Source organism: Aeromonas sp. CU5, from assembly GCF_002586745.1.
GTDB lineage: Bacteria > Pseudomonadota > Gammaproteobacteria > Enterobacterales > Aeromonadaceae > Aeromonas > Aeromonas sobria.
Genome location: NZ_CP023817.1, coordinates 872,217 through 898,130 on the forward strand (window position 1 = coordinate 872,217; position 25,914 = coordinate 898,130).

25 protein-coding genes are annotated in these 25,914 nt (G+C 56.4%); 15 read left to right on the top strand and 10 right to left on the bottom strand.

The window, feature by feature from the left end; translation table 11 throughout:
* Positions 1-5 precede the first annotated feature (5 nt).
* The 3 genes from CK911_RS03990 to flgA all read right to left on the bottom strand — a co-directional run bounded on the left by CK911_RS03990 (position 6) and on the right by flgA (position 1,512).
* Positions 6-422 (bottom strand): flagella synthesis protein FlgN, encoded by a 417-nt coding sequence (locus CK911_RS03990; RefSeq protein ID WP_042022039.1) that lies wholly within the window; start codon positions 420-422, stop codon positions 6-8.
* The gene (gene flgM, locus CK911_RS03995; RefSeq protein ID WP_042022041.1) at positions 419-739 is read right to left on the bottom strand and encodes a flagellar biosynthesis anti-sigma factor FlgM; all 321 of its coding nucleotides are present in this window, start codon (positions 737-739) and stop codon (positions 419-421) included. The genes CK911_RS03990 and flgM overlap by 4 nt, the downstream gene beginning before the upstream one ends.
* 89 nt (positions 740-828) lie before the next feature.
* On the bottom strand, positions 829-1,512 hold the full coding sequence (gene flgA / locus CK911_RS04000) for a flagellar basal body P-ring formation chaperone FlgA (protein ID WP_082186813.1): 684 nt from the start codon (positions 1,510-1,512) through the stop codon (positions 829-831).
* A 145-nt stretch (positions 1,513-1,657) separates the two neighbouring features.
* Here flgA and CK911_RS04005 point away from each other — a divergent pair, with 145 nt between their 5' ends.
* The 7 genes from CK911_RS04005 to CK911_RS04035 all read left to right on the top strand — a co-directional run bounded on the left by CK911_RS04005 (position 1,658) and on the right by CK911_RS04035 (position 7,282).
* Positions 1,658-2,569 carry a chemotaxis protein CheV gene (locus CK911_RS04005; protein WP_042022043.1) on the top strand — a complete coding sequence of 304 codons (912 nt, stop codon included), beginning with the start codon at positions 1,658-1,660 and terminating at the stop codon, positions 2,567-2,569.
* Between the two features lie 17 nt (positions 2,570-2,586).
* The gene (locus CK911_RS04010; RefSeq protein ID WP_042022045.1) at positions 2,587-3,411 is read left to right on the top strand and encodes a protein-glutamate O-methyltransferase CheR; all 825 of its coding nucleotides are present in this window, start codon (positions 2,587-2,589) and stop codon (positions 3,409-3,411) included.
* Between the two features lie 257 nt (positions 3,412-3,668).
* Positions 3,669-4,067: a flagellar basal body rod protein FlgB gene (gene flgB / locus CK911_RS04015; protein ID WP_068977203.1), complete on the top strand. Its 399-nt coding sequence runs from the start codon at positions 3,669-3,671 to the stop codon at positions 4,065-4,067.
* The gene (flgC, locus tag CK911_RS04020) at positions 4,067-4,486 is read left to right on the top strand and encodes a flagellar basal body rod protein FlgC (RefSeq protein WP_042022049.1); all 420 of its coding nucleotides are present in this window, start codon (positions 4,067-4,069) and stop codon (positions 4,484-4,486) included. The genes flgB and flgC overlap by 1 nt, the downstream gene beginning before the upstream one ends.
* Before the next feature lie 15 nt (positions 4,487-4,501).
* Positions 4,502-5,242: a flagellar hook assembly protein FlgD gene (locus tag CK911_RS04025; RefSeq protein ID WP_098969067.1), complete on the top strand. Its 741-nt coding sequence runs from the start codon at positions 4,502-4,504 to the stop codon at positions 5,240-5,242.
* A 10-nt stretch (positions 5,243-5,252) separates the two neighbouring features.
* Entirely contained in the window at positions 5,253-6,626 is a 1,374-nt protein-coding gene (gene flgE / locus CK911_RS04030) for a flagellar hook protein FlgE (RefSeq protein WP_098969068.1), read from the top strand.
* A gap of 479 nt (positions 6,627-7,105) precedes the next feature.
* On the top strand, positions 7,106-7,282 hold the full coding sequence (locus CK911_RS04035) for a hypothetical protein (protein WP_098969069.1): 177 nt from the start codon (positions 7,106-7,108) through the stop codon (positions 7,280-7,282).
* A 261-nt stretch (positions 7,283-7,543) separates the two neighbouring features.
* On the opposite strand, the gene ppx is transcribed toward CK911_RS04035, so the two are convergent.
* From ppx to CK911_RS04050, 3 genes are all read right to left on the bottom strand, one after another.
* Positions 7,544-9,034 carry an exopolyphosphatase gene (ppx, locus tag CK911_RS04040; protein WP_068977200.1) on the bottom strand — a complete coding sequence of 497 codons (1,491 nt, stop codon included), beginning with the start codon at positions 9,032-9,034 and terminating at the stop codon, positions 7,544-7,546.
* Positions 9,024-11,093, bottom strand: coding sequence for a polyphosphate kinase 1 (ppk1, locus tag CK911_RS04045; RefSeq protein ID WP_068977199.1), 2,070 nt, complete (start codon positions 11,091-11,093; stop codon positions 9,024-9,026). The genes ppx and ppk1 overlap by 11 nt, the downstream gene beginning before the upstream one ends.
* Positions 11,094-11,167: 74 nt before the next feature.
* Complete coding sequence (locus tag CK911_RS04050) at positions 11,168-11,680, bottom strand: glycine cleavage system protein R (RefSeq protein WP_098969070.1); 513 nt, start codon at positions 11,678-11,680, stop codon at positions 11,168-11,170.
* A 196-nt stretch (positions 11,681-11,876) separates the two neighbouring features.
* Between CK911_RS04050 and CK911_RS04055 the strand changes: the two genes are divergently transcribed.
* The 5 genes from CK911_RS04055 (at position 11,877) to CK911_RS04075 (ending at position 17,819) form a co-directional block, all read left to right on the top strand.
* Positions 11,877-12,761 (top strand): DUF2726 domain-containing protein, encoded by an 885-nt coding sequence (locus CK911_RS04055; protein WP_098969071.1) that lies wholly within the window; start codon positions 11,877-11,879, stop codon positions 12,759-12,761.
* Between the two features lie 250 nt (positions 12,762-13,011).
* Positions 13,012-14,433, top strand: coding sequence for a sigma-54 dependent transcriptional regulator (locus tag CK911_RS04060; RefSeq protein ID WP_172953948.1), 1,422 nt, complete (start codon positions 13,012-13,014; stop codon positions 14,431-14,433).
* A gap of 106 nt (positions 14,434-14,539) precedes the next feature.
* The gene (locus CK911_RS04065; RefSeq protein WP_098969072.1) at positions 14,540-15,574 is read left to right on the top strand and encodes a PAS domain-containing sensor histidine kinase; all 1,035 of its coding nucleotides are present in this window, start codon (positions 14,540-14,542) and stop codon (positions 15,572-15,574) included.
* Entirely contained in the window at positions 15,571-16,914 is a 1,344-nt protein-coding gene (locus tag CK911_RS04070; RefSeq protein WP_098969073.1) for a sigma-54 dependent transcriptional regulator, read from the top strand. Before CK911_RS04065 ends, CK911_RS04070 begins: the two co-directional genes overlap by 4 nt.
* A 143-nt stretch (positions 16,915-17,057) precedes the next feature.
* Positions 17,058-17,819 (top strand): Nif3-like dinuclear metal center hexameric protein, encoded by a 762-nt coding sequence (locus CK911_RS04075; RefSeq protein ID WP_098969074.1) that lies wholly within the window; start codon positions 17,058-17,060, stop codon positions 17,817-17,819.
* Between the two features lie 237 nt (positions 17,820-18,056).
* Here CK911_RS04075 and purN read toward each other — a convergent pair whose 3' ends face one another.
* Both purN and purM read right to left on the bottom strand, forming a co-directional pair.
* Positions 18,057-18,695 carry a phosphoribosylglycinamide formyltransferase gene (purN, locus tag CK911_RS04080; protein WP_098969075.1) on the bottom strand — a complete coding sequence of 213 codons (639 nt, stop codon included), beginning with the start codon at positions 18,693-18,695 and terminating at the stop codon, positions 18,057-18,059.
* A complete protein-coding gene (purM, locus tag CK911_RS04085) occupies positions 18,692-19,729 on the bottom strand; it encodes a phosphoribosylformylglycinamidine cyclo-ligase (RefSeq protein WP_098969076.1) in 1,038 nt (345 codons plus the stop codon). Before purM ends, purN begins: the two co-directional genes overlap by 4 nt.
* Before the next feature lie 176 nt (positions 19,730-19,905).
* Here purM and upp point away from each other — a divergent pair, with 176 nt between their 5' ends.
* The 3 genes from upp to hda all read left to right on the top strand — a co-directional run bounded on the left by upp (position 19,906) and on the right by hda (position 22,506).
* Positions 19,906-20,532 carry a uracil phosphoribosyltransferase gene (upp, locus tag CK911_RS04090; RefSeq protein WP_005320172.1) on the top strand — a complete coding sequence of 209 codons (627 nt, stop codon included), beginning with the start codon at positions 19,906-19,908 and terminating at the stop codon, positions 20,530-20,532.
* 150 nt (positions 20,533-20,682) lie between these two features.
* Complete coding sequence (locus CK911_RS04095) at positions 20,683-21,702, top strand: DUF2066 domain-containing protein (protein WP_098969077.1); 1,020 nt, start codon at positions 20,683-20,685, stop codon at positions 21,700-21,702.
* A gap of 102 nt (positions 21,703-21,804) precedes the next feature.
* On the top strand, positions 21,805-22,506 hold the full coding sequence (hda, locus tag CK911_RS04100) for a DnaA inactivator Hda (RefSeq protein WP_042022088.1): 702 nt from the start codon (positions 21,805-21,807) through the stop codon (positions 22,504-22,506).
* Positions 22,507-22,624: 118 nt separating this feature from the next.
* On the opposite strand, the gene aceA is transcribed toward hda, so the two are convergent.
* Together aceA and aceB are read right to left on the bottom strand one after the other, a co-directional pair.
* Positions 22,625-23,938 (bottom strand): isocitrate lyase, encoded by a 1,314-nt coding sequence (gene aceA, locus CK911_RS04105; protein WP_042022090.1) that lies wholly within the window; start codon positions 23,936-23,938, stop codon positions 22,625-22,627.
* Positions 23,939-24,011: 73 nt separating this feature from the next.
* Positions 24,012-25,619 (bottom strand): malate synthase A, encoded by a 1,608-nt coding sequence (gene aceB, locus CK911_RS04110; RefSeq protein ID WP_098969078.1) that lies wholly within the window; start codon positions 25,617-25,619, stop codon positions 24,012-24,014.
* Between the last annotated feature and the right edge of the window lie 295 nt (positions 25,620-25,914).

The window sequence follows — 25,914 nt, forward strand, 5'->3', positions numbered from 1 at the left end:
AGATGTCAGGCCTTGATACCGTAGGAGCGGGTGCCAGAGCGAGTGTTGCCTTTGGCGTCATAGGTCAGGCTGTTGCGATCGCGCAGCTGACTCAGAAAGGTTGCCAGACGACGGTTGGAGACGATGCTCAATTCAAGCAGCCGACCGTTGATATCATTTTGTGCTTGGCATGCATCCAGTTTTTCACGCAGCTGCGTCATCTCATCGGGATAGGCTGCCAGCTGTAGTGCCAGTTCCGGCATCTCTGCCAGCGTCTTGTCCAGGGTTTCTATCGCAGCAAGCAACAGCTGTTTGCGCTCGGTCAGTGCAGGCAGGGCCAGTGCCTGATGCTGCTCGAGCAAGCGGAACTCCTCTTCCAGAATGCCTTGCATCTGGGTGAGGTAATCATCTTGGGTGTGCAGTAACGAAGGTAAGTCCATCATCTAAGAACGTTGTCCAGATTAGCTTCGAAACTGAACATCTTCTTGGCTACTGCATCGCTATTGACCTGATATTCGCCACTCGCGACGGCTTTTTTCAGTTGTTCGACCTTGCTTTCATTACCGGTAGACGCGGTATTGAGGGTCTGTTGCATCTTTTGCAATTGTTGCGCCTCACTGGTCAAGGAGACTGAGTCCAGCTTGACAGTAGCCGCTTTGTTTTCGGGCGATGAGGTGACTGACTTGCTGCCTGTCCCCTGGCTGTTACCGGTATTTTGCAACCGATTATTCGCCAAGTTGTTGATATTGTTGATGGCCATTTTAGTTACCTTCGTCTGCTTTAAGGTTTGCTTACCTGTTTATCGGTGCAGCAGGTCAGAACTTTAGAAAAATTATCGAACATCTGGCATTAGAAAGTGATCGATACAGCACCAACACCACTTACTTTACCCTCAACGGTTTTGCCGGATCGAATATTGACGAGTTTGATGATCTCTCCGAAGCTGCCATCTTGCAAGGCTCGGGCCATGGTTTTGATCTGGAAGTTGTTGTTTTCTGCTGTCAGGGTGACCTGATCCCCTTTGCATACCACACACACCTGGCTCAAACGGATGGGCTGCCCCGGTTTGATTTCGCGTTTGCTACGTACCCCTATGAGTGGGGTGGGGTCGGTCAGATAGTCGCCACGGATCAGGGTTTGATCCTGATAGGCAAGTATAAGTTGCGGCTCGGTCAGCAGATCCCCTTTAGCAATAGGGTTGGCGACGGTGACATAGGGTTTTTGAATGCTAACCCGTACAGGCAAATAGACATCCCAAGGTTTGTCTTCTTCACACTTAAGGTAAACAGTTGTATTTCGACGAATTTCCATTTTAGCGGGTAAGCTGATGGTTAATCGGTCTTCGCAGCGGGTCAGTGGGAGCCGTTCATCCAGCGTTGCCGAGGTGACATCAGCCCTAGCATCCAAGGGCACTTCTAGCTGGCCATAAACGAACTCTTGCGCTTTTTCTTGCAGATAGGTGGTGACGTCCGAGGCATAGCTGGAAGAGATGCTACCTAAAAAGAGGCTGATGAGTAAAAGACGGTTAATCATTTTCGCTCGTTGGTCGATAAGTTGTTCACGCATATCACCATATTTAACTATGATTGCTTCAGAATCTGTTTGTGGTCACATCGATAGTCTGATGCAATCCATTACGCATGCATGATTAATGCCAAGCGTCTTTTAGGGAGTTTTTATGGCCAGTATCCTGGACTCGGTCAACCAACGTACCCAGCTAGTGGGGCAAAACCGGCTGGAGTTATTGTTATTTCGTCTCAATGGACGTCAAAGATTTGGCATTAACGTATTTAAAGTACGTGAGGTGTTGCAATGTCCGCATTTGACTGTGATGCCCAAGTTGAACTCCTGCATTCGCGGGGTTGCCCATATTCGTGGCCAGACTATTTCTGTCATCGACCTCAGCATGGCGGTGGGTAAGCGCCCGATTGAAGATTTGAGCAAGTGCTTCATCATTATCTCCGAGTACAACCGATCTGTTCAGGGTTTTCTGGTGCACTCGGTCGAGCGCATCATCAATATGAACTGGGAATCCATCTTGCCGCCTCCTAAGGGGGCTGGCCGTATCAACTACATGACCGCAGTCACTGAGGTCGATGGTGAGCTGGTAGAGATCCTGGACGTTGAGCGGATCCTCAACGAAATTTCTCCGGTATCTACTGAAGTAAGCCAAGAGTTGGTGGAAGCCAGTTCCGATCATCCAACTTTGGGGCGCCCTGTGCTGGTTGCAGATGACTCGTCTGTCGCGCGTAAACAGGTGCAACGTGCACTTGCAGCGATTGGGGTTGAGTGTGTGCTGGCAAAAGATGGTCGGGAAGCGTTAAACATGCTGCTGGAAATGGCCAAGAATGGCCCTATCAAGGATCAGATTGCGCTGGTGATTTCAGATATCGAAATGCCGGAAATGGATGGCTATACCTTTACTGCCGAGATCCGGAATAATCCAAATCTCAAGGATTTGCATGTTATTCTGCATACATCCCTCAGTGGGGTATTTAACCAGGCAATGGTGCAGAAAGTCGGTGCGAACAACTTCATCGCCAAGTTTCAACCGGATGAGTTGGCCAAAGCCGTACAAAACGCACTCTAATAAAGAAGAATCGCTGCATGAAGACACTTTCGGACGACTTATACAAACAGTTCAGCAACTTTCTGGCGGTACAGAGCGGGATCGTGCTGGGTGATAACAAACAGTATCTGGTGAAGAGCCGTCTTTCACCTTTGATGGCGCAGTTTGGCATCGAGAGTTTGTCTGATCTGGTCACTCGTGCAATGAGTGTACGAGAGCGTGACCTGAAAATGGCGGTGGTTGATGCCATGACCACCAACGAGACCCTTTGGTTTCGTGATACCTATCCGTTTCAGTTACTGACCGATAAAATTTTCCCAGAGTTGGGAAAAAGTGGTCGTCCCATCAAGATCTGGTCTGCTGCGTCATCATCCGGGCAGGAGCCCTACTCGATTGCCATGACCGCCATTGAGCAACAGATGAAAAAACCCGGCACCTTGCCTGGTGGCGTGCAGATTGTGGGAACGGATATTTCGACAACTATGTTGAACCAGTGCAAGGAGGGCGTCTATGACAGCCTGGCCTTGGCTCGGGGGCTGTCACCAGAGCGCAAAAAAATGTTTTTTGAGCCCTATGGTGATAGCAAGATGCGCGTAGTTGAGCGAGTCAGAAAATTGACCACTTTCCGGCCAATAAATCTGCTGGAAAGTTACAGCTTGCTCGGAAAATTTGACATTATTTTTTGTCGTAATGTGCTTATCTACTTTGCTCCGGATGTGAAGTCGAAGATCCTCAACCAGTTTGCCAGCAGCCTTAACCCTGGTGGTTATCTGATGCTGGGCGCGTCAGAATCATTGGCCGGCCTGACCGACAGATTCGAGATGATCCGTTGTAATCCAGGGATCGTTTATAAGGTCAAATAGGCTCGGTAACCGCGCAATCTGAGGGTTGTATCGACTCTTACTGTGATACCCGAGGGAAGCATTCTGCTTCCCTCTTTCTTTATGTTTGACTTCAAAATCACGTCGATACAGGTGGAAAAATAGGATCGGCTCTCCCCGTTATGGGCAGGCTCCTGCGATCTTTTCGCTATATCAGGCGCTGCTATTTCGAACCTCGCTGCCGTGGACGCTCTTCTGGCATACCTATTGCTAGACAAATACCAAGCAGGAGGTGTGCTATGGCTCTTTCATTTGACAAGGTATTTGGTGTGCACCAACACACGATCAGCGTTCGTGCCAAGCGTGCTGAGGTGCTTGCAAGCAATATTGCCAATGCTGATACCCCCGGGTTCAAAGCCAGGGACATCAATTTTGCTCAGGCGCTGCAGGATGCTCAACATCAGCAGGGCTTTGGACTGGCAACGACCAGCGAGAAGCATTTTGCCTTGAATATGGATGCTCCAGGTACTGTGCAATATCGCAATCCGTTACAACCGGACACCGGCGATGGCAATACTGTTGACGTGCAGCAGGAACGTAGTGATTTCCTGCGTAATAGTCTTGAGTATCAAACCTCCCTGGAATTTATGAATGGCAAGATCAGCGGCCTGCTCAAGGCCCTGAAAGGAGAACAGTGATGAGTTTGTTCAAGGTCTTTGACATAGCAGGCTCGGCTATGAGTGCACAGTCGGTGCGGCTCAACACGGTTGCCAGCAATATGGCCAACGCAGACAGTGTCAGCTCCAGTGTGGAAAATACTTACCATGCCCGGCGGCCAATATTTGCCGCTCAGCTTGACCAGGCAATGTCTGATAAACAGGGGGCAGTCGGGGTTGAGGTGAAGGGCATTGTTGAGAGTAAGGCCCCTCTGCTTAAGGAATTTAACCCGAACCACCCGATGGCGGACAAAGATGGCTTCATCTTCAAACCGAACGTCAACATGGTGGAAGAGATGGCTGACATGATCAATGCGTCCCGCAGTTACCAGACTAACGTCCAGGTTGCCGACTCGGCCAAGAGAATGTTGCAGCAGACGCTCCAGCTTGGCAAGTCCTGATAGGAGGGATGCAATATGGTCGATACAACCAACAGTGTGAACGGTATCAGCCGTACCACACCTCAGACGGCAGGCACGACGACAGCCCCCAAAAAAGAGCTGGACCAGGCTTCCTTTTTGAAACTGCTCACTATGCAACTGTCGTATCAGGACCCCTTCAAGCCGGTTGATAACGCCCAGATGCTCTCCCAGATGACGTCAATGTCAACATCGGAGGGGATTAATAGCTTGTCGACCCAGATGGGGAACCTCAATACCCTGATGACCTCCAGCCAGGCACTACAAGCCTCTGCTTTGGTAGGACAGAATGTGTTGCTACCTAGCAATATCGGTTATCTGGAAAAGGATGGCTCCGTCAACGGTGTTGTGGCAGTGGGTGTCGAGAACAAGTACTCGAACGTCAAGATAACAGTGGAAGATGAAAAAGGTCAGGTTATTCAGGAGTTCCCTCTGGAAGGTGATTTGCGGGGCAACGTTGAATTCTCTTGGGATGGGAAAGACAAGTCTGGCAATCCAGCCAAGTCTGGAAAATATGTGATTAAAGCCAACGGCACCATGGATGGAAAGTCTGAGAGCATCTCGGCCCTGACTTATGGCAAGGTCGATAGTGTGGTTCTCGGTAATGGAACCAATCCGACCCAGCTCAACCTGAGAGGTCTCGGCACCACAACGCTTAACAGTATCCTGCAAATTTCAGGGTCTAATCAAAACAAACCAACTACTCAGTCAAAAACCACGTCGACAGCATCGATCTAAGGAGCTGGATATGTCATTTAACAATGCCTTGAGCGGTGTCAACGCGGCACAAAAAGATTTGAACGTTACCGCTAACAACATTGCCAACGTCAACACCATGGGCTTTAAAGAGTCTCGTGCGGAGTTTGCCGATGTTTATGCCAACTCCATCTTTGTCAATGCCAAGACCCAGGTCGGTAATGGTGTGGCAACGGGGGCGGTGGCCCAGCAGTTTCATCAAGGGGCGCTGCAATTTACCAATAACGCACTGGATCTGGCAATCCAGGGAAACGGCTTTTTTGTGACCTCCGACGGTCTGACCAACCTGGATCGTACTTACACCCGTGCCGGGGCCTTCAAGCTCAATGAAAACAGCTATATGGTCAACAATCAGGGCCATTATCTGCAAGGGTATGAGGTGAACGTGGATGGAACGCCAAAAGCGGTGAGCATAAACGCAACCAAGCCTATCCAGATCCCGGATCGGGCAGGGGAGCCGAAACAAACAACCAAGATTGAAGCCAGCTTCAATCTGAAGTCTGATTCAACCCCTTCGGCGGCAGGTAACACTGCTGCAGACGCCTCCATTTTTGACCCGATCAATAATACTAAAAGCTATGCCTCATCTACATCGGTCACTATTTATGATTCATTGGGTTCCCCTCATGTGATCACACAATATTTTGTCAAGGAAGCGGACCCAGCTGATGTGACAAAGCCCGCCAATCCTACAGCTTGGCGTATGTACATGTATGAGGGGGATAAACCCATTGATGTTGCTGGGGGGGTTCCAACAACGATGGCGGCTAGTGTGACCTCTGTCCCGCCGCTTGCCGCACGCATCACCTTTGGTGCTGATGGCAAGATGGTGACGCCCACAACACCGGCAACCATCAAGACAGAGCAATTGGGCGCCGCGCCCCCGGCAGGCGCTGGCATTATCACCAACGGTGCGGATCCCACTCAGCAAGTGGAGATTCAACTCGGTACCGTGACTCAGTATTCTTCTCCGTTTGAAGTCAACAAGTTGACTCAGGATGGCTCTACTGTCGGCCGTTTGACCAAGGTGGAGATCACGCCAGACGGGATTGTCTCTGCTACCTATAGCAATGCCACCACACTCAAGGTCGCTATGGTTGCCATGGCAAAGTTTGCCAACTCGCAAGGATTGACTCAGGTTGGCGATACCTCCTGGCGACAATCCCTGCTCTCTGGCGATGCCTTGCCGGGGACGCCCAACTCAGGGACTTTTGGCACCATCAAGTCATCCTCGCTGGAGCAGTCCAACGTGGATTTGACCTCCGAACTGGTTGACTTGATCACCGCCCAGCGTAACTTCCAGGCAAACTCCCGTTCCCTGGAGGTCAACAGTTCGTTGCAGCAGACCATCTTGCAAATTCGCTAATAGCGCAATTTAGTATCATGAGAGGGGCCGAGGTCCGAATGCCAGTCAGTTAAGCCTGACTGGCATTCTTTATTGGTTTTTTCACACTGTACGGCGGTGGCCTTGGCTTCACGCAGCGGGGAGGGGCCACCGATGGGATGGCCAAGTGCCTGGCCAGTGCTCGGCGCTAGTCAATTTCAGCGTATTTATCAGCAAATAATCCCGCCATCAAGGCGGTTTTTCTGTTTTGGGAACAAGGAGATGGGGCTGAACTGCCGCTAGGTGTGGCGACAATCCCCCCAAGTTGGTCAGTTTGTGCTACCATAGCGCTCGTTTTTTGACATCTCACTTCACGTTCGCCGCCAGATTGCCCATCGGGCTGTCTGCCCGGGTCGTGACTTTGCACCATCATGCCTGATGATGTCACCTCGGATAGCGAGCTAACAAGATACTGTTAGCAACGACACCATCAAGAGCTCATGAGATAAGGAGATCGGGTAATGAAGCAATATCAAAGCTGGCTGGCTGATTATTTAATGAGTCGCCGTGACGGGGACCACGCCATGGCCTCCGAACTTGCCAACTCCATCTGCGCCTTCTGGAAGGATCAGGGAGATGAAGCTGAAACCAGTAAGTGGCAGCAGCGCTACCAGCAACACATAGAGCAGGCGCAGTAAGGCCCACTAGCTCTTCACTCATAAAAAACCGGCGTACATGGCGTAATGCCGATCAGTTAAGGATCTATTGACCGATCCTTCTGAGGTGTGAAAATCCGAAACCTGTTGATTGGTTTCGGATTTTTTATGCGTATCGAACAGGCTCTCGACTTCCTTCACCCAACAAATGCTGCCCAGTTTTAGCCACTATCTGTAGTGGTCAACTAAATCCGACCCCATTCCCTCCGCTGCTTTTGGCCTATTTTTGCGAAAAAACGCGGTTTAGCTCAGCTGAAACAGCAGAGGCCAGCCTTGCTCATTGCAGTAGCGCTGCTCTTTTTCGAGGTTCTGCATCAGCAGGCGATTCTCTTCACTCCAGCTGGCGGGCAGGTTGACCACCAGTTGATCGCCGGCAGCCTGCACGTTCCACTCCGGTAGCAAGTTGTCTTGCCGCTTGTGATGGGCGGCGACCGCGAGGCGCAGAATGCGGATACAGCGCAGCACCGTTTGCAGATCGTGGTTGGGCAGGGCTGGCAGTTCGGAGAGCTTGAGCCCCTTGCGCTGAAAGCGTGCAAGCGCGGCGAGCAACGCCTGATCGTCCTGGTTGAAGCCGGGCAGATCGGTGTGTTGCAGGATATAGGCGGAGTGGCGATGAATGCCGCTGTAGTTGATGGCAAGGCCAATCTCGTGTAACCGCGCCGCCCAGCCGAGGATGGCGCGGTAGGGCTCCATCTCCATCTGCCAGGGCTCTTGCAAGGTATCGAACAGGGTCAACACGCTCTGTTCCACCCGGGCGGCCTGCTTACGGTCCATCCGGTAGTGAGTGCCGAGCGCCTGGGCGGTGCGCTCGCGAATATCGTGGTGCTGCAAGCGCTCCTCGAACTCGTAAAGCAACCCTTCGCGCAGGGCGCCGTCAGAATAGTCGAGTCGCTCAATAGGCAGCGAGGTAAACAGCCCGAGCAGGATAGCCACAGCAGCGGCAAACACCTCTTGTCGTTCTTCGGTGAGCCCTGCCAGCTTGAGGTTATCGACCCGTTTGCGCTCGATCATCACCGCCTTGAGCCGCTCCAGCCCCTCCAGGGTAATGCTGCCGTCAGTCAGTCCTTCACCCTGCAATACATCGCGTACCGTGCGAATGGAGCCGGAGCTGCCAAGGCAGCTCTGCCAGCCCAGCTTGCGATACTGGTTGATGATGGGGGCGAGCTGGTGCTGCGCCTCCAGCACCGCATTGCTGAAGTGTTTGTCGCTCAGCTTGCCGCTGGCAAAAAAGCTCTGGGTAAAGCTGACGCAACCCATCTTGCGGCTGGTGAGAGCCTTGTGATCAAACCCCTCGCCGATGATGAGCTCGGTGCTGCCACCACCGATATCCACGACCAGCACCTGACCTTCAATATGCTGGGTATGGGCGACCCCTTGATAGATGAGGCGCGCCTCCTCCTGACCGCTGATGATTTCAATGGGGTGGTTGAGCACCTTGGCTGCCTCGCTTACGAATTCGCGGGCGTTGCTGGCGCGGCGCAGGGTATAGGTACCGGCAATACGGATCTGATCCGGCTTGATATTGGTGAGGCGCTCGGCAAACAGCGACAGGCAGGCGAGGCCACGGGCCATCGCCTCCGGGCTCATCCGCTTCTGCTCATCCATCCCCTCGGCCAGACGTACTCGCTCCTTGATGCGATCGACGATGCGAAAACGTCCTTCGCTCAGGTGAGCGATCACCATGTGAAAACTGTTGGAGCCGAGATCCACGGCGGCATAGAGACTATTGTCCATTGTTTGACTCGATACGTTTGAGATAGTCGTAAATCGCCACCTGAGAGCGGATCTTGCGGCGGTTGCCCCGCTTCACATACTCGTTCTGCTGGTCGGCATCGATCACCCGCGCCTTGCAGGTATCACTCAGTTGTAGCTCGAGAATGTCCATGATGCGCTGCTTGAGGCGCTCATCATAAATGGGGGTGCCCACCTCGATCCGGCCGTCGATATTGCGGCTCATCCAGTCGGCGCTGGAGATATAGAGTTGGGGGTTGCCCTTGTTGTGGAACACCATCACCCGCGGGTGCTCGAGGAAGCGGTCGATGATGCTGATCACCTTGATGTTGTCACTGAGGCCTGGCACGCCCGGACGCAGGGCGCACATACCACGGATGATCATCTGGATCGGCACCCCCGCCTGACCTGCAGCATAGAGCCGGTTGATGAGATCCTTGTCCACCAGATTGTTGATCTTGAGGATGATGCCGCTCGGCTGGCCCGCCTTGGCGTTGGATAGCTCGTTATCGATGAGGCGATAGAGTTGGCGGCGGCTGTTGATGGGGGAGACCAGCAGGTGGTTGAATTTGTAACGCTTATAGGGGTACTCGATGTATTCAAACACTCCCTCCACCTCGGCAGTGATATCAGGGTGGCGGGTCAGCAACGAGAAATCGGTGTAGATTTTGGCGGTCTTCTCGTTGAAGTTGCCGGTGCCGATATGGGCGTAGCGCACCGCCTCGCCATGTTCGTGGCGGGTGATGAGACAGAGCTTGGAGTGGATCTTGAGGCTCGGCACCCCGAACACCACCTTGACCCCGGCATCGGTGAGGATGTTGGCCCAGTCGATGTTGGCCGCTTCGTCGAAACGGGCGCGCAGCTCGACCACCACGGTCACCTTCTTGCCGTTGTTGGCGGCATCGATGAGGGAGTGGATGATCCGCGACTTCTTGGCGACCCGGTAGATATTGATGCGAATGGCACTCACCGCCGGATCGAACGCCGCTTGACGTACCAGCTCGGTGAAGTGGTGAAACTTGTGGTACGGGTAGTAGAGCAGAATATCCTGCTTGGTAATCGCATCGAAGGCGTTGACGAAGCCGTCAAAATCACGGCAATCGAGGGCCGGTAACTTGGGGTTTTCCAGATAGTCCCGGCCCACGTTGGGGAAGCCGATGAAATCCTTGAAGTTGTGGTAGCGCCCACCCGGCATGATGGCGTCGTAGGAGCTGATCTGCAGCTTGAGTTTTAAGAAGCTGATCATGGCGGCGGGCATCTCCCGCTCGTAGACGAAGCGCACCGGCATGGCGGTAAGGCGCTGCTTTAAGCCATCACTCATTTTGTCGACCAGGCTCAAGTCCAGCTGGTCGGAGAGATCATATTCGGCATCCCGGGTCAGCTTCACCGCATAGGCGGCAATCTCGTCGTAGTCGAAGAAGCCCTTGAAGATCTCGTCGAGACAGAAGCGGATGACGTTATCCAGAATGATGATCTGTTTCTTGCGGCGGGTCCCTTCCGGCGGCAACTGGAAGAAGCGGGGCAGGTCGTCGGTCGGCACTTCCACCAGGGCGTACTGGATCACCTGACCATCTTTTTTCATTTCGACGGCCAGATAAGTGTGTTCGTCCTTGAGAAACTTGACCGGATTGACCTCCTTGTTGAGCAGGATCGGGATGATGTGGCGCAGCACCTTCTCCCGGAAAAAGACCCGCAGCCACTGCTGGATCGACTCGGAGATCTGGCTCTCATTGACCAGAAAAATGTTGTGACGGGCCAGCGCGATCAACAGCTCCTTGTAGGTGTTATCGAACGCTTCGCCAAGGGCCATCACTTTCTGCTGGATGGCGCGCAGCAGCACCTTGGCATCGTCCCCGCCACCGTGAACTTCACTGATGAGGATCCGGCGCTTGACGTCAGATACCCGCACCTTGAAAAACTCATCCTGGTTGGAGGAGAAGATCCCCAAAAAACGGACCCGCTCGATGAGGGGCACTGTTTTGTCCATTGCCTCTTGCAACACCCGTTCATTGAATGAGAGCCAGCTCAGCTCTTTCTCTTCATACTGCTTGTCGGTGCTCATGTTATGCCTCTGTATCAGGTCGCGTCTGCGCGGCAGTTATGGCGTGAGAAGATGTCAGATTGATGACAAGAGAGTTACTCGTGCAACGCCTCATCGATATCAACCACCAGATCGTCGGAGAGGGACTCCAGCGCGGTGATCAGGGTCTCCATCGCCAGTCCGTCAGGCAGGGCAACCAGCGCATGGGCATAGAAGAGTGGGGCGCCGGAGTGAGGGGCCGGTTCGCAGCCAGTGGTAAGGTCGGCCACATTGATCTCGAGCTGGCGCAGGATGCTGGCCACTTCGTGGACGATACCGGGGCGGTCGTTGCCGGTCACCGTCATCATCACCTGATGAGCCGGTTCTGCGGTGGGCGTACCTTCGGCAAAGCTGATGGTGAGCCCGGGTAACAGGGCCAGCGCTTCGCACAGGCTGCGATAGTGATCATCGGGGATAGAGACATGGAGGATACCGGCAAATTGGCCCGCCAGCTCGCTCATGGCACTGCCCAGCCAGTTGCCCTGTTCGCGGCTGATGACGGCAGCCAGACTTTCGACGATACCGGGTTTGTCTGCACCGATCACGGTGACCACCAATTGCTTGTGCATCCTGCTCTCCTTGATATGGGATGTTATGCCTGTTGCCATTGTGCCTGCAGTGGCTGGTCATATGAAGCCCCGCAGACTGACCAATAGATAAAAATCCGGTGCTTTGACATTTTCCTGGTACTTGACTGCTGCCTTGCCCTGTTGCGGCTGTGGTAAAGTGGTGCCCCTTTCGTGTTGTGAACTGGAACGTGCTCTGATGAATACCTTTGTCGTATCGGGATTGCTGTTGTTTGCACTGCTGGTGATCGCGATTTTCTGGCTTCGATTCCGGCCGAAGAAACGTCTTCCCTACGATCTTCGGGAGACCTTGCTCAGCCCTGAAGAGCACGCTTTCCTCAGAGTGCTAGAAATGGCGGTGGGCGACAAGGTTCGGGTATTTGCCAAGGTGCAGGTTGCGGAAGTGCTGACGCCCGAGGCGGGGCTTGGCAAAAGTAAATGGCAACAACACCTCGGCAAGATCAGCGGCAAGCATTTTGACTATTTGCTTTGTCATCCCGCCGACCTCTCTTTTATTTGTGCCATCGAGCTCGGAGACAGCACCCACCGTCATCAGAAACGCAAGGTTCGCGACTCGGTTCTGCAAACAGCCTGCGATAGCGCGGGTCTGCCCCTGCTGCAGATCGCAGAAAGTGGCCACGGTCTTGAGCAAGAACTGCGTGAGCTGATTTTGCCGTTACTGATCAAACGTAGCGAGCCTGTGGTGGATGCGCCGATACCGGGGCAGCGCCGCGAGCCAACCTTCAATCCCCTGTTGCTGGATGGGGTCGATGTTGGCACTGGCAGCCATGGCCGTGCAGCGCCAGAATCGATCGCCACTGCTGGCGCTCAATTACCGGCGGGGTCATCCCGGCACAGTAAGTGGACGGCTGAATTACCTGCGATGGAGGGGGATCTGGCAGAGGGCTTATTCATCGATACGGAGGATGATGAAGAGCAAGAGGTTCACCACTGCCCCCGTTGTGATGCCCCCCTGCTGGAGCGGGAAGCAAAGAAAGGGCCACATGCAGGTCAGCTGTTTTTGGCGTGTAGTCGCTTTCCCGATTGCCGGTATGCGGCGCCCCACCACCGTCACCCCCACTGAGTTTGTCTCACTGTGCTGTATGCTGCCCTCTGACGAGGGCAGTTTGCTTTCTGCCTCTGGCTGTCTTGGTTGCAGAAGAATTGTCGACAAATTCAACTAGTCTCCCGTTTCTGTCGATACACTTAGCCTAACGCGACAGTTTTTGACAATGCGTCGGAATTTTGGCACTTTGTGCACCAGCAACAAAACAGTCAAAACTGTTTGATGAGAAAAAACAATAAATTAGTTCAGGCTATCGCGAGGGATGGATATGGTGGAGATGGGCGTGTTGATTGTTGATGCCGATGGGCAACGACGTCAGCAATTGGGAACTGTGCTCTCGTTTATGGGGATCCCGTGGCAGGAGGTGGCCGAAGGCGATCTGGATGTGGCCATCGAATCCTCAGGTCCGCTGCAAGGGGTGCTGGTGGGCGATCTGGCGGGTCGGGAGTTGCCTGATCTGCTGACAGCCTTCCCGCGAACCCCCTTCCTCTCGCTGGTCACGGCGGAGCTGCCCAACAACAATTTCATCGGGGTAGCGCTCTCTCCTTTTACCTATGAGTCCCTCACCCGCCATCTGCATTTTTGCCAGGCTTTTGTCTCCTTACATCCTCGCCAGCAGACCCATGACAAGGGGCAGGCCTTGCTGCGTTTGCTGGTGGGCAAAGGGAAGGGGATCCAGGAGGTGCGCCGCCTCATCAGCCAGGTGGCCGAGACTGATGCCAACGTGCTGATCCTCGGCGAATCCGGCACCGGTAAAGAGGTGGTGGCCCGTGCCATTCATGAGCTCTCTCCCCGCAGTGCCGGTCCTTTCGTGCCCATCAACTGCGGTGCCATCCCTGCCGAGCTACTTGAGAGCGAGCTGTTTGGTCATGAGAAGGGATCATTTACCGGTGCTGTGGCTGCCCGTCGTGGCCGCTTCGAGTTAGCCCAGGGCGGCACCCTGTTTCTGGACGAAATAGGCGACATGCCGATGCCGATGCAGGTCAAGTTACTGCGGGTGCTGCAGGAGCGGTTGTTCGATCGGGTGGGGGGCAGCAAGCCCATTCAGGCCGATGTGCGGATCATTGCGGCGACCCACCGGGATCTGGAGGCGATGATCCGCACCCAGGGATTTCGTGAAGATCTCTACTATCGCCTCAACGTATTTCCCATTGAGACGCCGCCACTGCGGGATCGCATCAACGATATTCCGCTGCTGCTGCAAGAGCTGCTCAACCGCCATGCCGAGCAGCATCACGGTTTTATCCGGCTGACCCAGCGGGCGATGGAGTCGCTGATGCAGTACCCCTGGCCCGGCAACGTGCGCGAGCTCTCCAATCTGCTGGAGCGGCTGTTGATCCTCTATCCGCACCAGATCGTCGATGTGGCAGACTTGCCGAGCCGTTATCGGCTGCTGCCTTGCGAGCCACGGGATGAGCGGTTGACCGAGATGGATGAACGGGATGCGCTGGCGGCGGTATTTCAACAGCCGATCGAACTGGATCACGCACTGGCCTCGCCCCGCACCATGCAGTTGCCGGAGGAGGGGGTCAACCTCAAAGAGATGCTGGCCGACCTCGAAGTGGAGCTGATCCGTCAGGCGCTGGAGTCGCAGGACGGGGTGGTGGCCCGCGCGGCTGACCTGCTTGGCATGCGCCGTACCACCCTGGTGGAGAAGATGAAAAAATACGGCATGAGCAAAGACGCATAAGGGTCAAAGCCTTGACGCTAGCGCACAATTCTTTGTTTTAATTAAGATATTTTAGTGGCATGGAAATTGAATAACCTGACTCAATAGCCAGTTTGAGGTCAGCTTTATGACAATCCAGCAGCAGGACATGCCACTCCAGTCCCACGAAGTGAGCCAGCTCTATGCCATCTTCAAGGCGCTCCCCACCGGGGTGTTGCTGCTTGATGGGGCAGGGGTGGTCACCCGCGCGAATCCGGCGGCCATCTCCCTGCTGGGTGAGCCATTGGAAGGGGAGCTCTGGCGCCACATCATTGCCCGCTGCTTTGAGCCGCGCGAGGATGATGGCCACGAGATCTCCCTGCGCGACGGGCGCCGGGTGCAACTCTCGACCCAGCCGCTGCCGGATCAGCCCGGCCAGCTGGTGTTTATCAACGACCTGACCGAAACCCGCAAACTGCAAGACCGCATCAACCATATGAAGCGGCTGTCGGCGCTGGGCAATATGGCGGCCTCGCTCGCCCACCAGATCCGCACCCCGCTCTCTGCCGCCATGCTCTATGCCGCCAATCTGGCCAACCGCACCCTCAAGCCGGAATCCCGCACTCAGTTTCAGCAGAAGCTGATGGCCCGTTTGCAGGATCTGGAGAAGCAGATCAACGACATCCTGCTGTTTGCCCGCAACGGCGACAACCAGGTAGTCACCCCCATCTCGGTACAAGGGCTGCTGGCCGAAGTGCAGGCCGGTGCCGAGGCCTTTTGTGCCCAGCAGGGTTGCGAGCTGCACATGGAAGCGCCGGAGCCGGATCTCTGCCTGCTGGCCAACAGCAGCGCGCTGGCGGGCGCCATCAACAACCTGATCGCCAATGCCCAGCAGGCGGGGGCGACGTCGCTGCTGGTCAGTGCGGTGCGCAGCAGCGCCCGGGTGGAGATGCGTATTATCGACAATGGCAAGGGGATCCCCTCTCACCAGCTTGGTCAGGTATTCGAACCCTTCTTTACCACCCGATCCCAAGGCACTGGCCTCGGTCTGGCGGTGGTGCAATCAGTAGTACGTGCCCATCAGGGGGAGGTCGGCGTGGCCTCGGTGCCCGGTGAGGGCACCTGCTTTACTCTGTCGTTCCCCCTGCATCAGCAACCGGTGCAGCTTGGAGGTGTAGCATGACACAGGCCAGAATTCTGGTAGTTGAGGATGACAATGGCCTGCGCGAAGCGCTGGTAGACACCCTGTTGTTGGGTGGCTATGAATGCCGTGAAGCAGACAGCGGCGAGCGGGCTTTGCTGATCCTCTCCCGTCAGCCATTTGACATGGTGATCTCCGATATCCAGATGGGGGGGATGGATGGCCTCACCCTGTTGGCCACCATCCGCCAGCAATATCCGCAAATTCCCGTGTTGCTGATGACCGCCTACGCCAACATCGACGGCGCGGTGCGCGCCATGCGCGAAGGGGCCATCGACTATCTGGCCAAGCCGTTCTCGCCTGAGGTGCTACTCAATCAGGTCAGCCGCTACGTGCCCGCCCAGAAGGTGGAAAAGCGCGCTGTGGTCTACGGGGATCCCAAAACCGCCGAGCTGTTCCAGCTGGCGACCCGGGTGGCAAGAAGCGAAGCGACCGTGATGGTAACCGGCCCGAGCGGGACGGGCAAAGAGGTGCTGGCCCGTTACATTCACGATAACTCCAATCGCGCCGAGCAGACCTTCGTCGCCATCAACTGCGCCGCCATCCCGGAAAACATGCTGGAGGCGACCCTGTTTGGCTATGAGAAGGGGGCGTTTACCGGTGCGGTGCAGGGGTGCCCCGGCAAGTTCGAGCAGGCGCAGGGCGGCACCCTGCTGCTTGACGAGATCACCGAAATGGATCAAGGGCTGCAAGCCAAGTTGCTGCGGGTGTTGCAGGAGAAAGAGGTGGAGCGGCTCGGCAGCCGCAAGATGATCCCGCTCGATGTGCGGGTCATCGCCACCAGCAACCGGGATGTGAAAAAGGCGGTGCAGGATGGGCTGTTTCGCGAAGATCTCTACTATCGCCTCAACGTCTTCCCGCTGCGCTGGTCAGCCTTGAGTGAGCGACCCGGCGACATTCTGCCGCTGGCGGAACACCTGTTGGCGCTCCATGCCAGTCAGCAGGGGTTGCCGACCCCACAGTTGACGGACGCCTCGCGGGAGCGACTGCTGACCCACCCCTGGCCCGGCAACGTGCGGGAGCTGGACAACGTGGTGCAGCGCGCGCTGATCCTGAGCCCGGATGGGGTCATTGATAGTGGCCACCTGATTTTGGAGGAGCTGGACGAGCAGGAGATGGAGTTTGTCAGCGTGGAGCGCAGCTATGGCGGCGATCGCCTCGGCAGCGAGCTCAAGCAGCAGGAGCACCAGATCATCCTCGATACCCTGCAAGATTGTAACGGCAGCCGTAAAGATGTCGCGGATCGGCTTGGCATCAGTCCACGGACCTTGCGTTACAAGCTGGCCCAGATGCGGGAAGCGGGGATCGACCTGCCTGCCTGAGTCCGGTGGCGATAACTGTCATCATGTGGGGGCCGTCATGGTCTTGGCGGCCCCGCTCGATTATCATGGGGCTCTTGGCGTTTGGCGCCTGAGCCCTGTTTTTATTGCTAAAGCAGGGGACCGAGCCTTAAAAAGGGACCCCTATGATCTCTCATCGCAAACTCGAAACTGTACTGAACCATTTGCTCGAACCCCACGCCATCAAGGATTACTGCCCCAACGGCTTGCAAGTAGAGGGGCGCGAGCGCATTCGTAAGGTAGTGACCGGTGTCACCGCCAGTCAGGCGCTCATCGATGCGGCGGTGGCTGCCGGGGCAGATGCTATTCTGGTTCATCACGGCTACTTCTGGAGCGGCGAACCGGCCCAGATCACCGGTATGAAGCAGCGTCGCCTCAAGACCCTGCTGACTCACGATATCAATCTGTTTGCCTACCATCTGCCGCTGGATGTCCATCCCGAGGTGGGTAACAACGCCCAGCTCGCCAAGCTGCTCGACATCAAGGTACGCCGCGGTCTGGAGCCGTGGAACAGCAAGAGCGTCGCCATGGTGGGCAAGTTGGAAGAGCCGATGAGCGGGGCCGACTTTGCCAAGCTGATTGCCGAGCGGCTTGGCCGCGAACCGCTTTATTGTGGTGATACCGGTCCCGAGCTTATCCGCTCGGTGGCCTGGTGTACCGGCGGCGGTCAGAGCTACATCAATCTGGCGGCGGAGCAGGGCATCGATGCCTTTATCTCCGGTGAAGCCTCCGAGCAGACCATTCATACCGCTCGCGAGATGGGGATGCACTTCTACGCCGCTGGCCATCACGCCACCGAGCGTTACGGCGTCAAGGCGCTGGGGGAGTGGCTGGCGACCGTGCACGGGTTGGATGTGACCTTTATCGATATCGACAATCCGGTCTAAACCTGTCCACGATCTGGCTACGAAACCGTGATCAAGGCTCATGTGCTGCTCGCTTATGTGCAGCAAAGAGTGCTCACGTATGCCTATACGCTCCGGTTCCTGAGCGGCTTGTAACCTTGTTGACGGTTTCTCGCTGCAGGTCGTGAACAGGTTTAAGCCTGTGCCTGTGGTGGGAAAATTCAGGAAACCAAAAGGAGGCCATCGGCCTCCTTTTTCACATTTCGACAAGACGTCTGCTTACTCGCTGGCATAACCCGCGGGCCCCAGCAGGGCGCCATCCAGTTGCACGGCGCCATCCACCATCTGCAGTCTGCCTTCGCAGAACCAGCGCACCACCAGCGGGTAGATGCTGTGCTCCTGCGCCTGTACCCGGGCGGCCACCTCATCGGCCTCGTCCCCTTCGAAGATGGGGACGCGGGCTTGCAATATCACCGGGCCCCCATCCAGCTCTTCGGTGACGAAGTGGACGCTGGTGCCATGCTCGCTGTCACCAGCGTCAATGGCCCGCTGGTGGGTGTGCAAGCCTTGATACTTGGGCAGCAGGGAGGGGTGGATATTGAGCATCCGCCCGGCGAAGTGGTGCACCAGTTGGGCGCTCAAAATCCGCATAAAGCCGGCCAGCACCACCAGATCCGGCTGATAGTCCGCCATCAGCGCCAGCAGGGCGGTGTCATACTCCTCCCGGCTGGCAAACTGCTGCTGGGTCAGAATTGACGTCGCCACTCCCGCCTCTTTGGCGCGTACCAAGCCATAGGCGTCAGCCTTGTTGCTGATGACGCCGACCACGTCACCGGCAATCTTGCCGCTGGCGCAGTGGTCGAGGATCGCCTGCAGATTGCTGCCACTGCCGGAGATTAGGACGATGATCCGCATCATTTGATGACGACCTGCTCCTCACCATCGGCGGCCTTGGTGATATGACCGATGTGCCATGCGTTCTCGCCTTCCGCCTTGAGCAGGGTCAGTGCCTTCTCCAGCTGATTGGCAGGCAGGGCGATGATCATGCCGACGCCGCAGTTGAAGGTGCGATACATCTCAAAGCGGGTGACGTTGCCTGCCTGCTGCAGCCAGCTGAACACCGCCGGCCACTGCCAGCTCTGCTCGTCGATCACCGCTTGGGTGTTGGCGGGCAGTACGCGCGGGATGTTCTCCCAGAAGCCGCCACCAGTGATGTGGGACAGGGCGTGGATCTCGCACTCCTTGATGAGTTTGAGTACCGGCTTGACGTAGATGCGGGTCGGCTCCAGCAGGGCGTTGGCCAGGGTGGTGTCACCCAGCGGCTGATGCACGTCGGCTTTGGAGACTTCCAGGATCTTGCGCACCAGCGAGAAGCCGTTGGAGTGGGGGCCGCTGGCGGCCAGCGCGATCAGGGCATCCCCTTCACCGACCTTGGAGCCGTCAATGATTTCGCTCTTCTCCACCACACCAACGCAGAAACCGGCGATGTCGTAGTCTTCCCCTTCATACATGCCCGGCATCTCGGCGGTTTCGCCGCCCACCAGGGCACAGCCTGATTGCTCGCAACCAACGCCGATCCCGGTGACCACAGCGGCAGCGGTGTCCACGTCCAGCTTGCCGGTGGCATAGTAGTCGAGGAAAAACAGTGGCTCGGCACCCTGTACTATCAGGTCATTGACGCACATGGCCACCAGATCGATGCCGACCGTGTCGTGCTTCTTCAGGTCGATGGCCAGCCGCAGCTTGGTGCCCACACCATCGGTACCGGAGACCAGTACCGGCTCCTTGTAGCCCGCAGGAATTTGACACAAGGCCCCAAAGCCGCCAAGACCACCCAGCACTTCAGGACGACGAGTGCGCTTGGATACGCCCTTGATACGTTCAACCAGTGCATTGCCAGCATCAATATCTACGCCAGCATCTTTGTAGCTCAGTGAGGTTTTGTCAGTCACGCGTATTCCCCGTCATGTATCGAAGTGGAGGGTAAAATTCGGGGCATATACTACCAGCGGCAGTGATAAATCAGAAAGGAAATCGTTTGCGCGTTTTTGCGCGGAAAGGCTCTACAAGTGCGGGCTTTTATTGTATGATTCCGCGATTTTTTTGCGGCGAGTTAGAGGAGACAATAATGAAAGTGGTTGAAGTCAAACACCCCCTGGTCAAACACAAGATCGGGCTAATGCGTGAAGGCGATATCAGCACCAAGCGTTTCCGTGAACTGGCCAAAGAAGTGGGCAGTTTGTTGACCTATGAAGCCACCTCTGACTTCGAAACCGAGAAGGTTACCATCGACGGCTGGAACGGGCCAGTGGAAGTTGACCAGATCAAGGGCAAGAAGGTAACTGTAGTGCCGATCCTGCGTGCCGGTCTTGGCATGATGGATGGCGTGCTGGAGCACATGCCAAGCGCCCGCGTCAGCGTGGTCGGTATCTATCGCGATGAAGAGACCCTGCAACCGGTTCCCTATTTCGAGAAGATCGTCAGCAACATCGAAGAGCGTCTGGCACTGGTTATCGATCCCATGCTGGCGACCGGTGGCTCCATGATCGCCACCATCGATCTGCTGAAGAAGAAAGGCTGCCAATCCATCAAGGTGCTGGTACTGGTTGCCGCGCCGGAAGGGATCAAGGCGCTGGAAGCGGCTCACCCCGATGTAGAGCTCTACTGTGCCTCTGTCGATCAGGGCCTGAACGAGAAAGGCTACATAGTGCCGGGTCTGGGCGATGCCGGCGACAAGATCTTCGGTACCAAATAAGTTGATGCTTTAACCTGCTTCCTCATCGGGAGTAGTGATCTGAGCCGGCGTTGTGCCGGCTCTGTTGTTTGTGGCTGCTTGTGCCCGCCTTGCCGCAAGACGTGCCTTGCCGCTACCATAAGCACACGCCCCCATTTCGAGACTCTGTTGATGTTCAAACGTGTTGTGACCGCCCTATGCTGCGGCTTGTCATTCATGGCCTCGGCCGCTCAGGTGGCCGACCTTTATCAGGGCAAGGCACCGACCAGTGGTGACATGGTGGCCGCTCAAGGGCAGGCACTGGGTCAGGTGCTGATCAAGGTAACCGGCAAGCGCGATATCCTCACCCAGCCGGTGGTAGTCAAGGCGCTGGCGGCCCCGGGCGACTATGTCAAAAGCTATGGCTATCAGGATCAGGACGCGGTCAAGTATCTGAAAGCCGAATTCAACAGTGACAAGGTCAACAGTCTGGTCTCCGAGAGCCAGTTTGCCCTGCTGGGGCCGGCGCGCCCCCAGATGGCGATTTGGTTGGTGATGGATCAGGGTGAACGTAGCCTGCTGGCGGATCAGTCGAGCGACGGCTGGGCGCAAGCCTTGCGTGAGCAGGCCCAGATGTTGGGGCTGCCCATCAGTATTCCGCTGATGGATCTTGACGACAGCATGGCGGTCAGCACCACCGATGTGTGGGGCCGTTTTGCCGATCCGATTCTGCAGGCGAGCCAGCGCTATGGCGCCGAGATGGTGGTGCTGGGCAAGCTGACACCGGAAGGTGACAAGTGGATCATCGACTGGGGACTCTACGGGGCCAAAGCAGCTGGCGAAGTGGCCGAGCTGACTCGTGGTAACAGCAGTGGCACCCAGGCCGAGGTGGCACAAGGGTTTGCCGATACCCTGGCGGCCTGGCTGGTGAAAAATTATGGCGCCCGTATCTCGGGCCCGGCAACCAGTCAGACTCTGGTGGTGGATGGGCTCTCAGAGGTGGACAGCATGATCGCCGTGCAGAAAATGCTGCAGGGAATGGCCAGCGTCAGCAAGGTGGCGATCGGCCAGCTGGAGGGGGATCAGGTGACTTTCAACTTCACCCTGCAAGGAGATCCGGCAGAGCTGGGGCGAGCGTTGCAACTCGAGAGCCGACTGCGCCAGGTTGACGATAATGGCAGCGGTTTGCGTTACCAATGGTCGCAGCCCTGATTTTATAAGGCTTTTCCATACCGCCCGGCTTGTCCGGGCGGTTCTCTATCTGCCTTTGCGATGATACACTTAGCCACAAATGTCACAGTCAAAGCCTAACGAGTGAAGCAACCGGCCCAACTGTCTTTAGCCGTACAACTACCGGATGATGAAACCTTCGTCAGTTTTTATCCCGGCAACAATGCTCATCTGATCACCGCCCTCAAGAATGCGGCCATCGGTCAGGGATCGCCTTTCCTCTATTTTTGGGGTGCCAAGGGATCCGGGCGCTCTCATCTGCTCCACGCCACCTGTGCCGAGGTCAATGCCCGCGATGCGGCGGCGGCCTATCTCTCTCTCGATCAGTTCGAACAACTCGATCCCAGTATGCTCGATGCCCTCGAAAGCCTGCCGCTGGTTTGCCTCGACAGTCTCGAGGCGATCGCTGGCAATGCCGTGTGGGAGCGGGCGCTGTTCGACTTCTACAATCGCTGGCAGGAGAAGGGCGAGGGGACGCTGGTGGTCACTGGCTGCAGTGCACCGCGCAAGCTGGGGTTACAGTTGCCGGATCTCGCCTCCCGTCTCGACTGGGGGGTAAGCTTTCATCTCGACGAACTGGATGATGAAGGCAAGCTCAGTGCCCTGCAGCTGCGTGCCGAGCTGCGGGGCTTCAAACTGCCCATCGATGTGGGTCGCTTTCTGCTCAACCGACTTTCCCGCGACATGCGAACCCTGCTCACCACCCTCAATCAGCTCGACAACGCCTCATTTCGCGCCAAGCGCAAGCTGACCATCCCCTTTGTCAAAGAGATCCTCGAGCTCTGATCCTGCCGATGGTGTGCAGTTGCGCGTCTGACCGACGTTTAAATGGTAGAGAAAAAGAAACCCCGGCTTCAGGCCGGGGTTTTGCTATTTCAAGGACTTTCTCAAAGAGTTCTGCCTATCAGTGGAACTGATCTTCTTCGGTGGAGCCGGTCAATGCGGTGACCGAGGATTGGCCACCCTGAATGACGGTGGTCACCTTGTCGAAGTACCCGGTACCGACCTCCTGCTGGTGCGCCACGAAGGTGTAGCCACGGCTGGCGGCAGCAAACTCTGGCTCCTGCACCATTTCGACGTAGTGCTTCATCCCTTCGCCACGGGCGTACTGATAAGCCAGCTCGTACATGTGGAACCACATGTTGTGGATACCCGCCAGGGTAATGAACTGGTACTTGTAACCCATGTCGGACAGTTCCTGCTGGAAGCGGGCGATGGTGGCATCGTCCAGATTCTTTTTCCAGTTGAAGCTGGGTGAGCAGTTATAGGCCAGTATGGTATCCGGGTACTGCGCCTTGATCGCTTCGGCAAACTTGCGCGCTTCGTCCAGATCCGGCTTGGCGGTTTCGCACCACACCATGTCGGCGTAGGGGGCGTAAGCCAGACCACGGGAGATAGCTTGCTCGATGCCTGCCTGCACCTTGTAGAAGCCTTCTGCGGTGCGCTCACCGGTCAGGAAGCCAGCATCATAAGGGTCGGCGTCGGTGGTCAGTAGATCCGCGGCGTTAGCATCGGTACGGGCGATCACCAGAGTGGTGGTGCCGCACACATCGGCTGCCAGACGGGCGGCGACCAGCTTTTGTACCGCTTCCTGGGTCGGCACCAGCACTTTGCCGCCCATATGGCCGCACTTCTTGACGGACGCGAGCTGATCTTCGAAGTGTACGCCAGCGGCACCCGCTTCAATCATCCCCTTCATCAGTTCGAAGGCGTTCAGCACGCCACCGAAACCGGCTTCGGCATCGGCCACGATCGGCAGGAAGTAGTCGATAAAGCCGGCATCTTGCGGACCGACCTTGTTGGCCCACTGGATCTGATCGGCACGGGCGAAGGAGTTGTTGATGCGATCAACTACAGACGGTACCGAGTTTGCCGGGTAGAGGGACTGATCCGGGTACATGGTGGAGGACAAGTTGTTGTCCGCCGCCACTTGCCAGCCTGAGAGGTAGATCGCCTCTATGCCCGCTTTGGCCTGCTGTACCGCCTGGCCGCCAGTCAGGGCGCCGAGACAGTTGACGTAGCCTTTCTTGGCGCTGCCGTGGATCAGCTCCCACAGTTTGTCGGCGCCACGTTGGGCCAGGGTATGTGCAGGCTGCAAGCTGCCACGCAGGTTTACCACGTCTTCGGCGCTGTAGCCGCGCTTGATCCCTTTCCAGCGGGGGTTTTCTGCCCAGTCTTTCTCGATAGCCTGGATCTGTTGTTCACGGGTCAGTGCCATATCAGTTCCCTCTTTCATTGATTTCACGTTTCCATTGACTTGTTATTGGCGAGCCCCGCCCGGGGCCCGTGATTCAGAGCCGCTCGTAGCCGGGCAGCGTCAGAAAATCGATCAGGGTGTCGGCGCAAGTGATCTGCTCCATCAGCTCGCTTGCCTCGGCAAAGCGTCCTGCCTGCCAGCGTTCGGTCCCTACTTCGGCTTTGACCACCTCCTGCTCCTCGGCCAGCAATTGGCGGAATAGCTCCTTGGTCACCACCTTGCCGTTGGCGAGGCTTTTGCCATGGCGGATCCACTGCCAGATGGAGGTGCGGGAGATCTCGGCGGTGGCGGCATCTTCCATCAGACCGTAGATGGGCACGCAGCCGTTGCCGTTGATCCAGGCCTCCAGATATTGCAGAGCAACGCGGATATTGGTGCGCATCCCCGCCTCGGTGCGCTCACCCTCACAGGGGGCCAGCAGGTCGGCGGCGGTGATGGGGGCATCCTGCTCACGCAGCACACCGATCTGGTTCTTGGCGCCAGCCGCGATGGTGGTGTTGAACACCTCCATCGCGGTATCGGCGAGGCCGGGGTGGGCGACCCAGGTACCATCGTGGCCGTTGTTGGCTTCGCGCTCCTTGTCGGCTTTGACCTTGGCAAACACTTGCTCGTTGACGGCGGCATCCTTGGCCGGAATAAAGGCGGCCATGCCCCCCATCGCCAGCGCGCCGCGCTTGTGACAGGTCTTGATCAGCAGCCGCGAGTAGGCGGAGAGGAACGGTTTGTCCATTGTCACCACCTGGCGATCAGGCAGTACCCGATCCGGGTGGTTCTTCAAGGTCTTGATGTAGCTGAAGATGTAGTCCCAGCGGCCGCAGTTGAGAGCGACGATGTGATCCTTCATCTGGTAGAGCAGCTCATCCATCTCGAACACCGCCGGCAGGGTTTCGATCAGTACGGTGGCCTTGATGGTGCCACGGGGCAGACCGAACTTGTCCTCAGTCCAGGCAAACACCTCGCTCCACCAGCGCCCTTCCAGATTGCTCTGCAACTTGGGCACGTAGAAGTAGGGGCCCGAGCCTTTGGCCAGCAGCGCCTGATAGTTGTGCAGGAAATAGAGGGCAAAATCGAACAGGCCGCCGGGGATCGGCTGACCATCGAAGGTGACATGTTTTTCCGGCAGGTGCAGACCGCGCACCCGGCAGATGAGGACGGCCGGATCGGCGTTCAGGGTATAAGCCTTTCCTTCCGGACTGGTGTAGGAGACGGTGCCGTTGACCGCATCGCGCAGGTTGATTTGACCCTCGATCACTTTATTCCAGGCGGGGGCCAGTGAGTCCTCGAAGTCCGCCATGAACACCTTGACGTTGGCGTTGAGGGCGTTGATCACCATCTTGCGCTCGACCGGGCCGGTGATCTCCACACGGCGGTCTTGCAGGTCGGCAGGAATGCCACGAATGGTCCAGCCACCTTCACGGATGTGGGCGGTTTCCGGCAGGAAGTCCGGCAGCTCGCCGCCATCGATACGGGCTTGACGTGCCACACGTTGTTTCAGCAATTCCCCTCTTTGGGGAGCAAAACGTTCCACCAGTTCGGAGACCAGAGCCACCGCGTCCGGCGTCAGAATTTGCGCGTATTCGGGCAGCATCTCGCCCTGGATGCGAAGGCGGGCGCTGCAGTGGGTCTGAGCCGGTGCCGACATAAGGTTCACTCCTTTGAGAATTACATTTTGAACTTACTAACTACGACTAAAGTCGAATCCCTGTTCTTGCAAACTTCCCGTAACACCGGGATAACACGATTGATAAGGTGCGAAATATTGTTGATTACGTCAACAGTTTTTTTTAAACGCTCGTTTTTGACATATGGTTAAGTTGATGTTTTTTATCGATTTATATGGTTGGTATAAAAGCTCTACACAGATGGTTATGCTCCTGCTTTTTCCCATCGGACAACGGCTAATTTGGGCCGTGACCCTGCCCCTCATTTCGTAACTT

Coding starts and splice junctions, on each gene's coding strand:
- aceA (WP_042022090.1), bottom strand. CDS start 23,938: ATGGCACTGACCCGTGAACAACAGATCCAGGCTATCGAGAAAGACTGG.
- flgC (WP_042022049.1), top strand. CDS start 4,067: ATGAGTTTGTTCAAGGTCTTTGACATAGCAGGCTCGGCTATGAGTGCA.
- CK911_RS04060 (WP_172953948.1), top strand. CDS start 13,012: ATGGTGGAGATGGGCGTGTTGATTGTTGATGCCGATGGGCAACGACGT.
- ppx (WP_068977200.1), bottom strand. CDS start 9,034: ATGGACAATAGTCTCTATGCCGCCGTGGATCTCGGCTCCAACAGTTTT.
- CK911_RS04075 (WP_098969074.1), top strand. CDS start 17,058: ATGATCTCTCATCGCAAACTCGAAACTGTACTGAACCATTTGCTCGAA.
- CK911_RS04050 (WP_098969070.1), bottom strand. CDS start 11,680: ATGCACAAGCAATTGGTGGTCACCGTGATCGGTGCAGACAAACCCGGT.
- flgM (WP_042022041.1), bottom strand. CDS start 739: ATGGCCATCAACAATATCAACAACTTGGCGAATAATCGGTTGCAAAAT.
- CK911_RS04025 (WP_098969067.1), top strand. CDS start 4,502: ATGGTCGATACAACCAACAGTGTGAACGGTATCAGCCGTACCACACCT.
- CK911_RS04035 (WP_098969069.1), top strand. CDS start 7,106: ATGAAGCAATATCAAAGCTGGCTGGCTGATTATTTAATGAGTCGCCGT.
- flgA (WP_082186813.1), bottom strand. CDS start 1,512: ATGATTAACCGTCTTTTACTCATCAGCCTCTTTTTAGGTAGCATCTCT.
- purN (WP_098969075.1), bottom strand. CDS start 18,695: ATGATGCGGATCATCGTCCTAATCTCCGGCAGTGGCAGCAATCTGCAG.
- ppk1 (WP_068977199.1), bottom strand. CDS start 11,093: ATGAGCACCGACAAGCAGTATGAAGAGAAAGAGCTGAGCTGGCTCTCA.
- CK911_RS04070 (WP_098969073.1), top strand. CDS start 15,571: ATGACACAGGCCAGAATTCTGGTAGTTGAGGATGACAATGGCCTGCGC.
- CK911_RS04055 (WP_098969071.1), top strand. CDS start 11,877: ATGAATACCTTTGTCGTATCGGGATTGCTGTTGTTTGCACTGCTGGTG.
- CK911_RS04065 (WP_098969072.1), top strand. CDS start 14,540: ATGACAATCCAGCAGCAGGACATGCCACTCCAGTCCCACGAAGTGAGC.
- CK911_RS04005 (WP_042022043.1), top strand. CDS start 1,658: ATGGCCAGTATCCTGGACTCGGTCAACCAACGTACCCAGCTAGTGGGG.
- flgB (WP_068977203.1), top strand. CDS start 3,669: ATGGCTCTTTCATTTGACAAGGTATTTGGTGTGCACCAACACACGATC.
- CK911_RS04095 (WP_098969077.1), top strand. CDS start 20,683: ATGTTCAAACGTGTTGTGACCGCCCTATGCTGCGGCTTGTCATTCATG.
- aceB (WP_098969078.1), bottom strand. CDS start 25,619: ATGTCGGCACCGGCTCAGACCCACTGCAGCGCCCGCCTTCGCATCCAG.
- CK911_RS04010 (WP_042022045.1), top strand. CDS start 2,587: ATGAAGACACTTTCGGACGACTTATACAAACAGTTCAGCAACTTTCTG.
- CK911_RS03990 (WP_042022039.1), bottom strand. CDS start 422: ATGATGGACTTACCTTCGTTACTGCACACCCAAGATGATTACCTCACC.
- flgE (WP_098969068.1), top strand. CDS start 5,253: ATGTCATTTAACAATGCCTTGAGCGGTGTCAACGCGGCACAAAAAGAT.
- upp (WP_005320172.1), top strand. CDS start 19,906: ATGAAAGTGGTTGAAGTCAAACACCCCCTGGTCAAACACAAGATCGGG.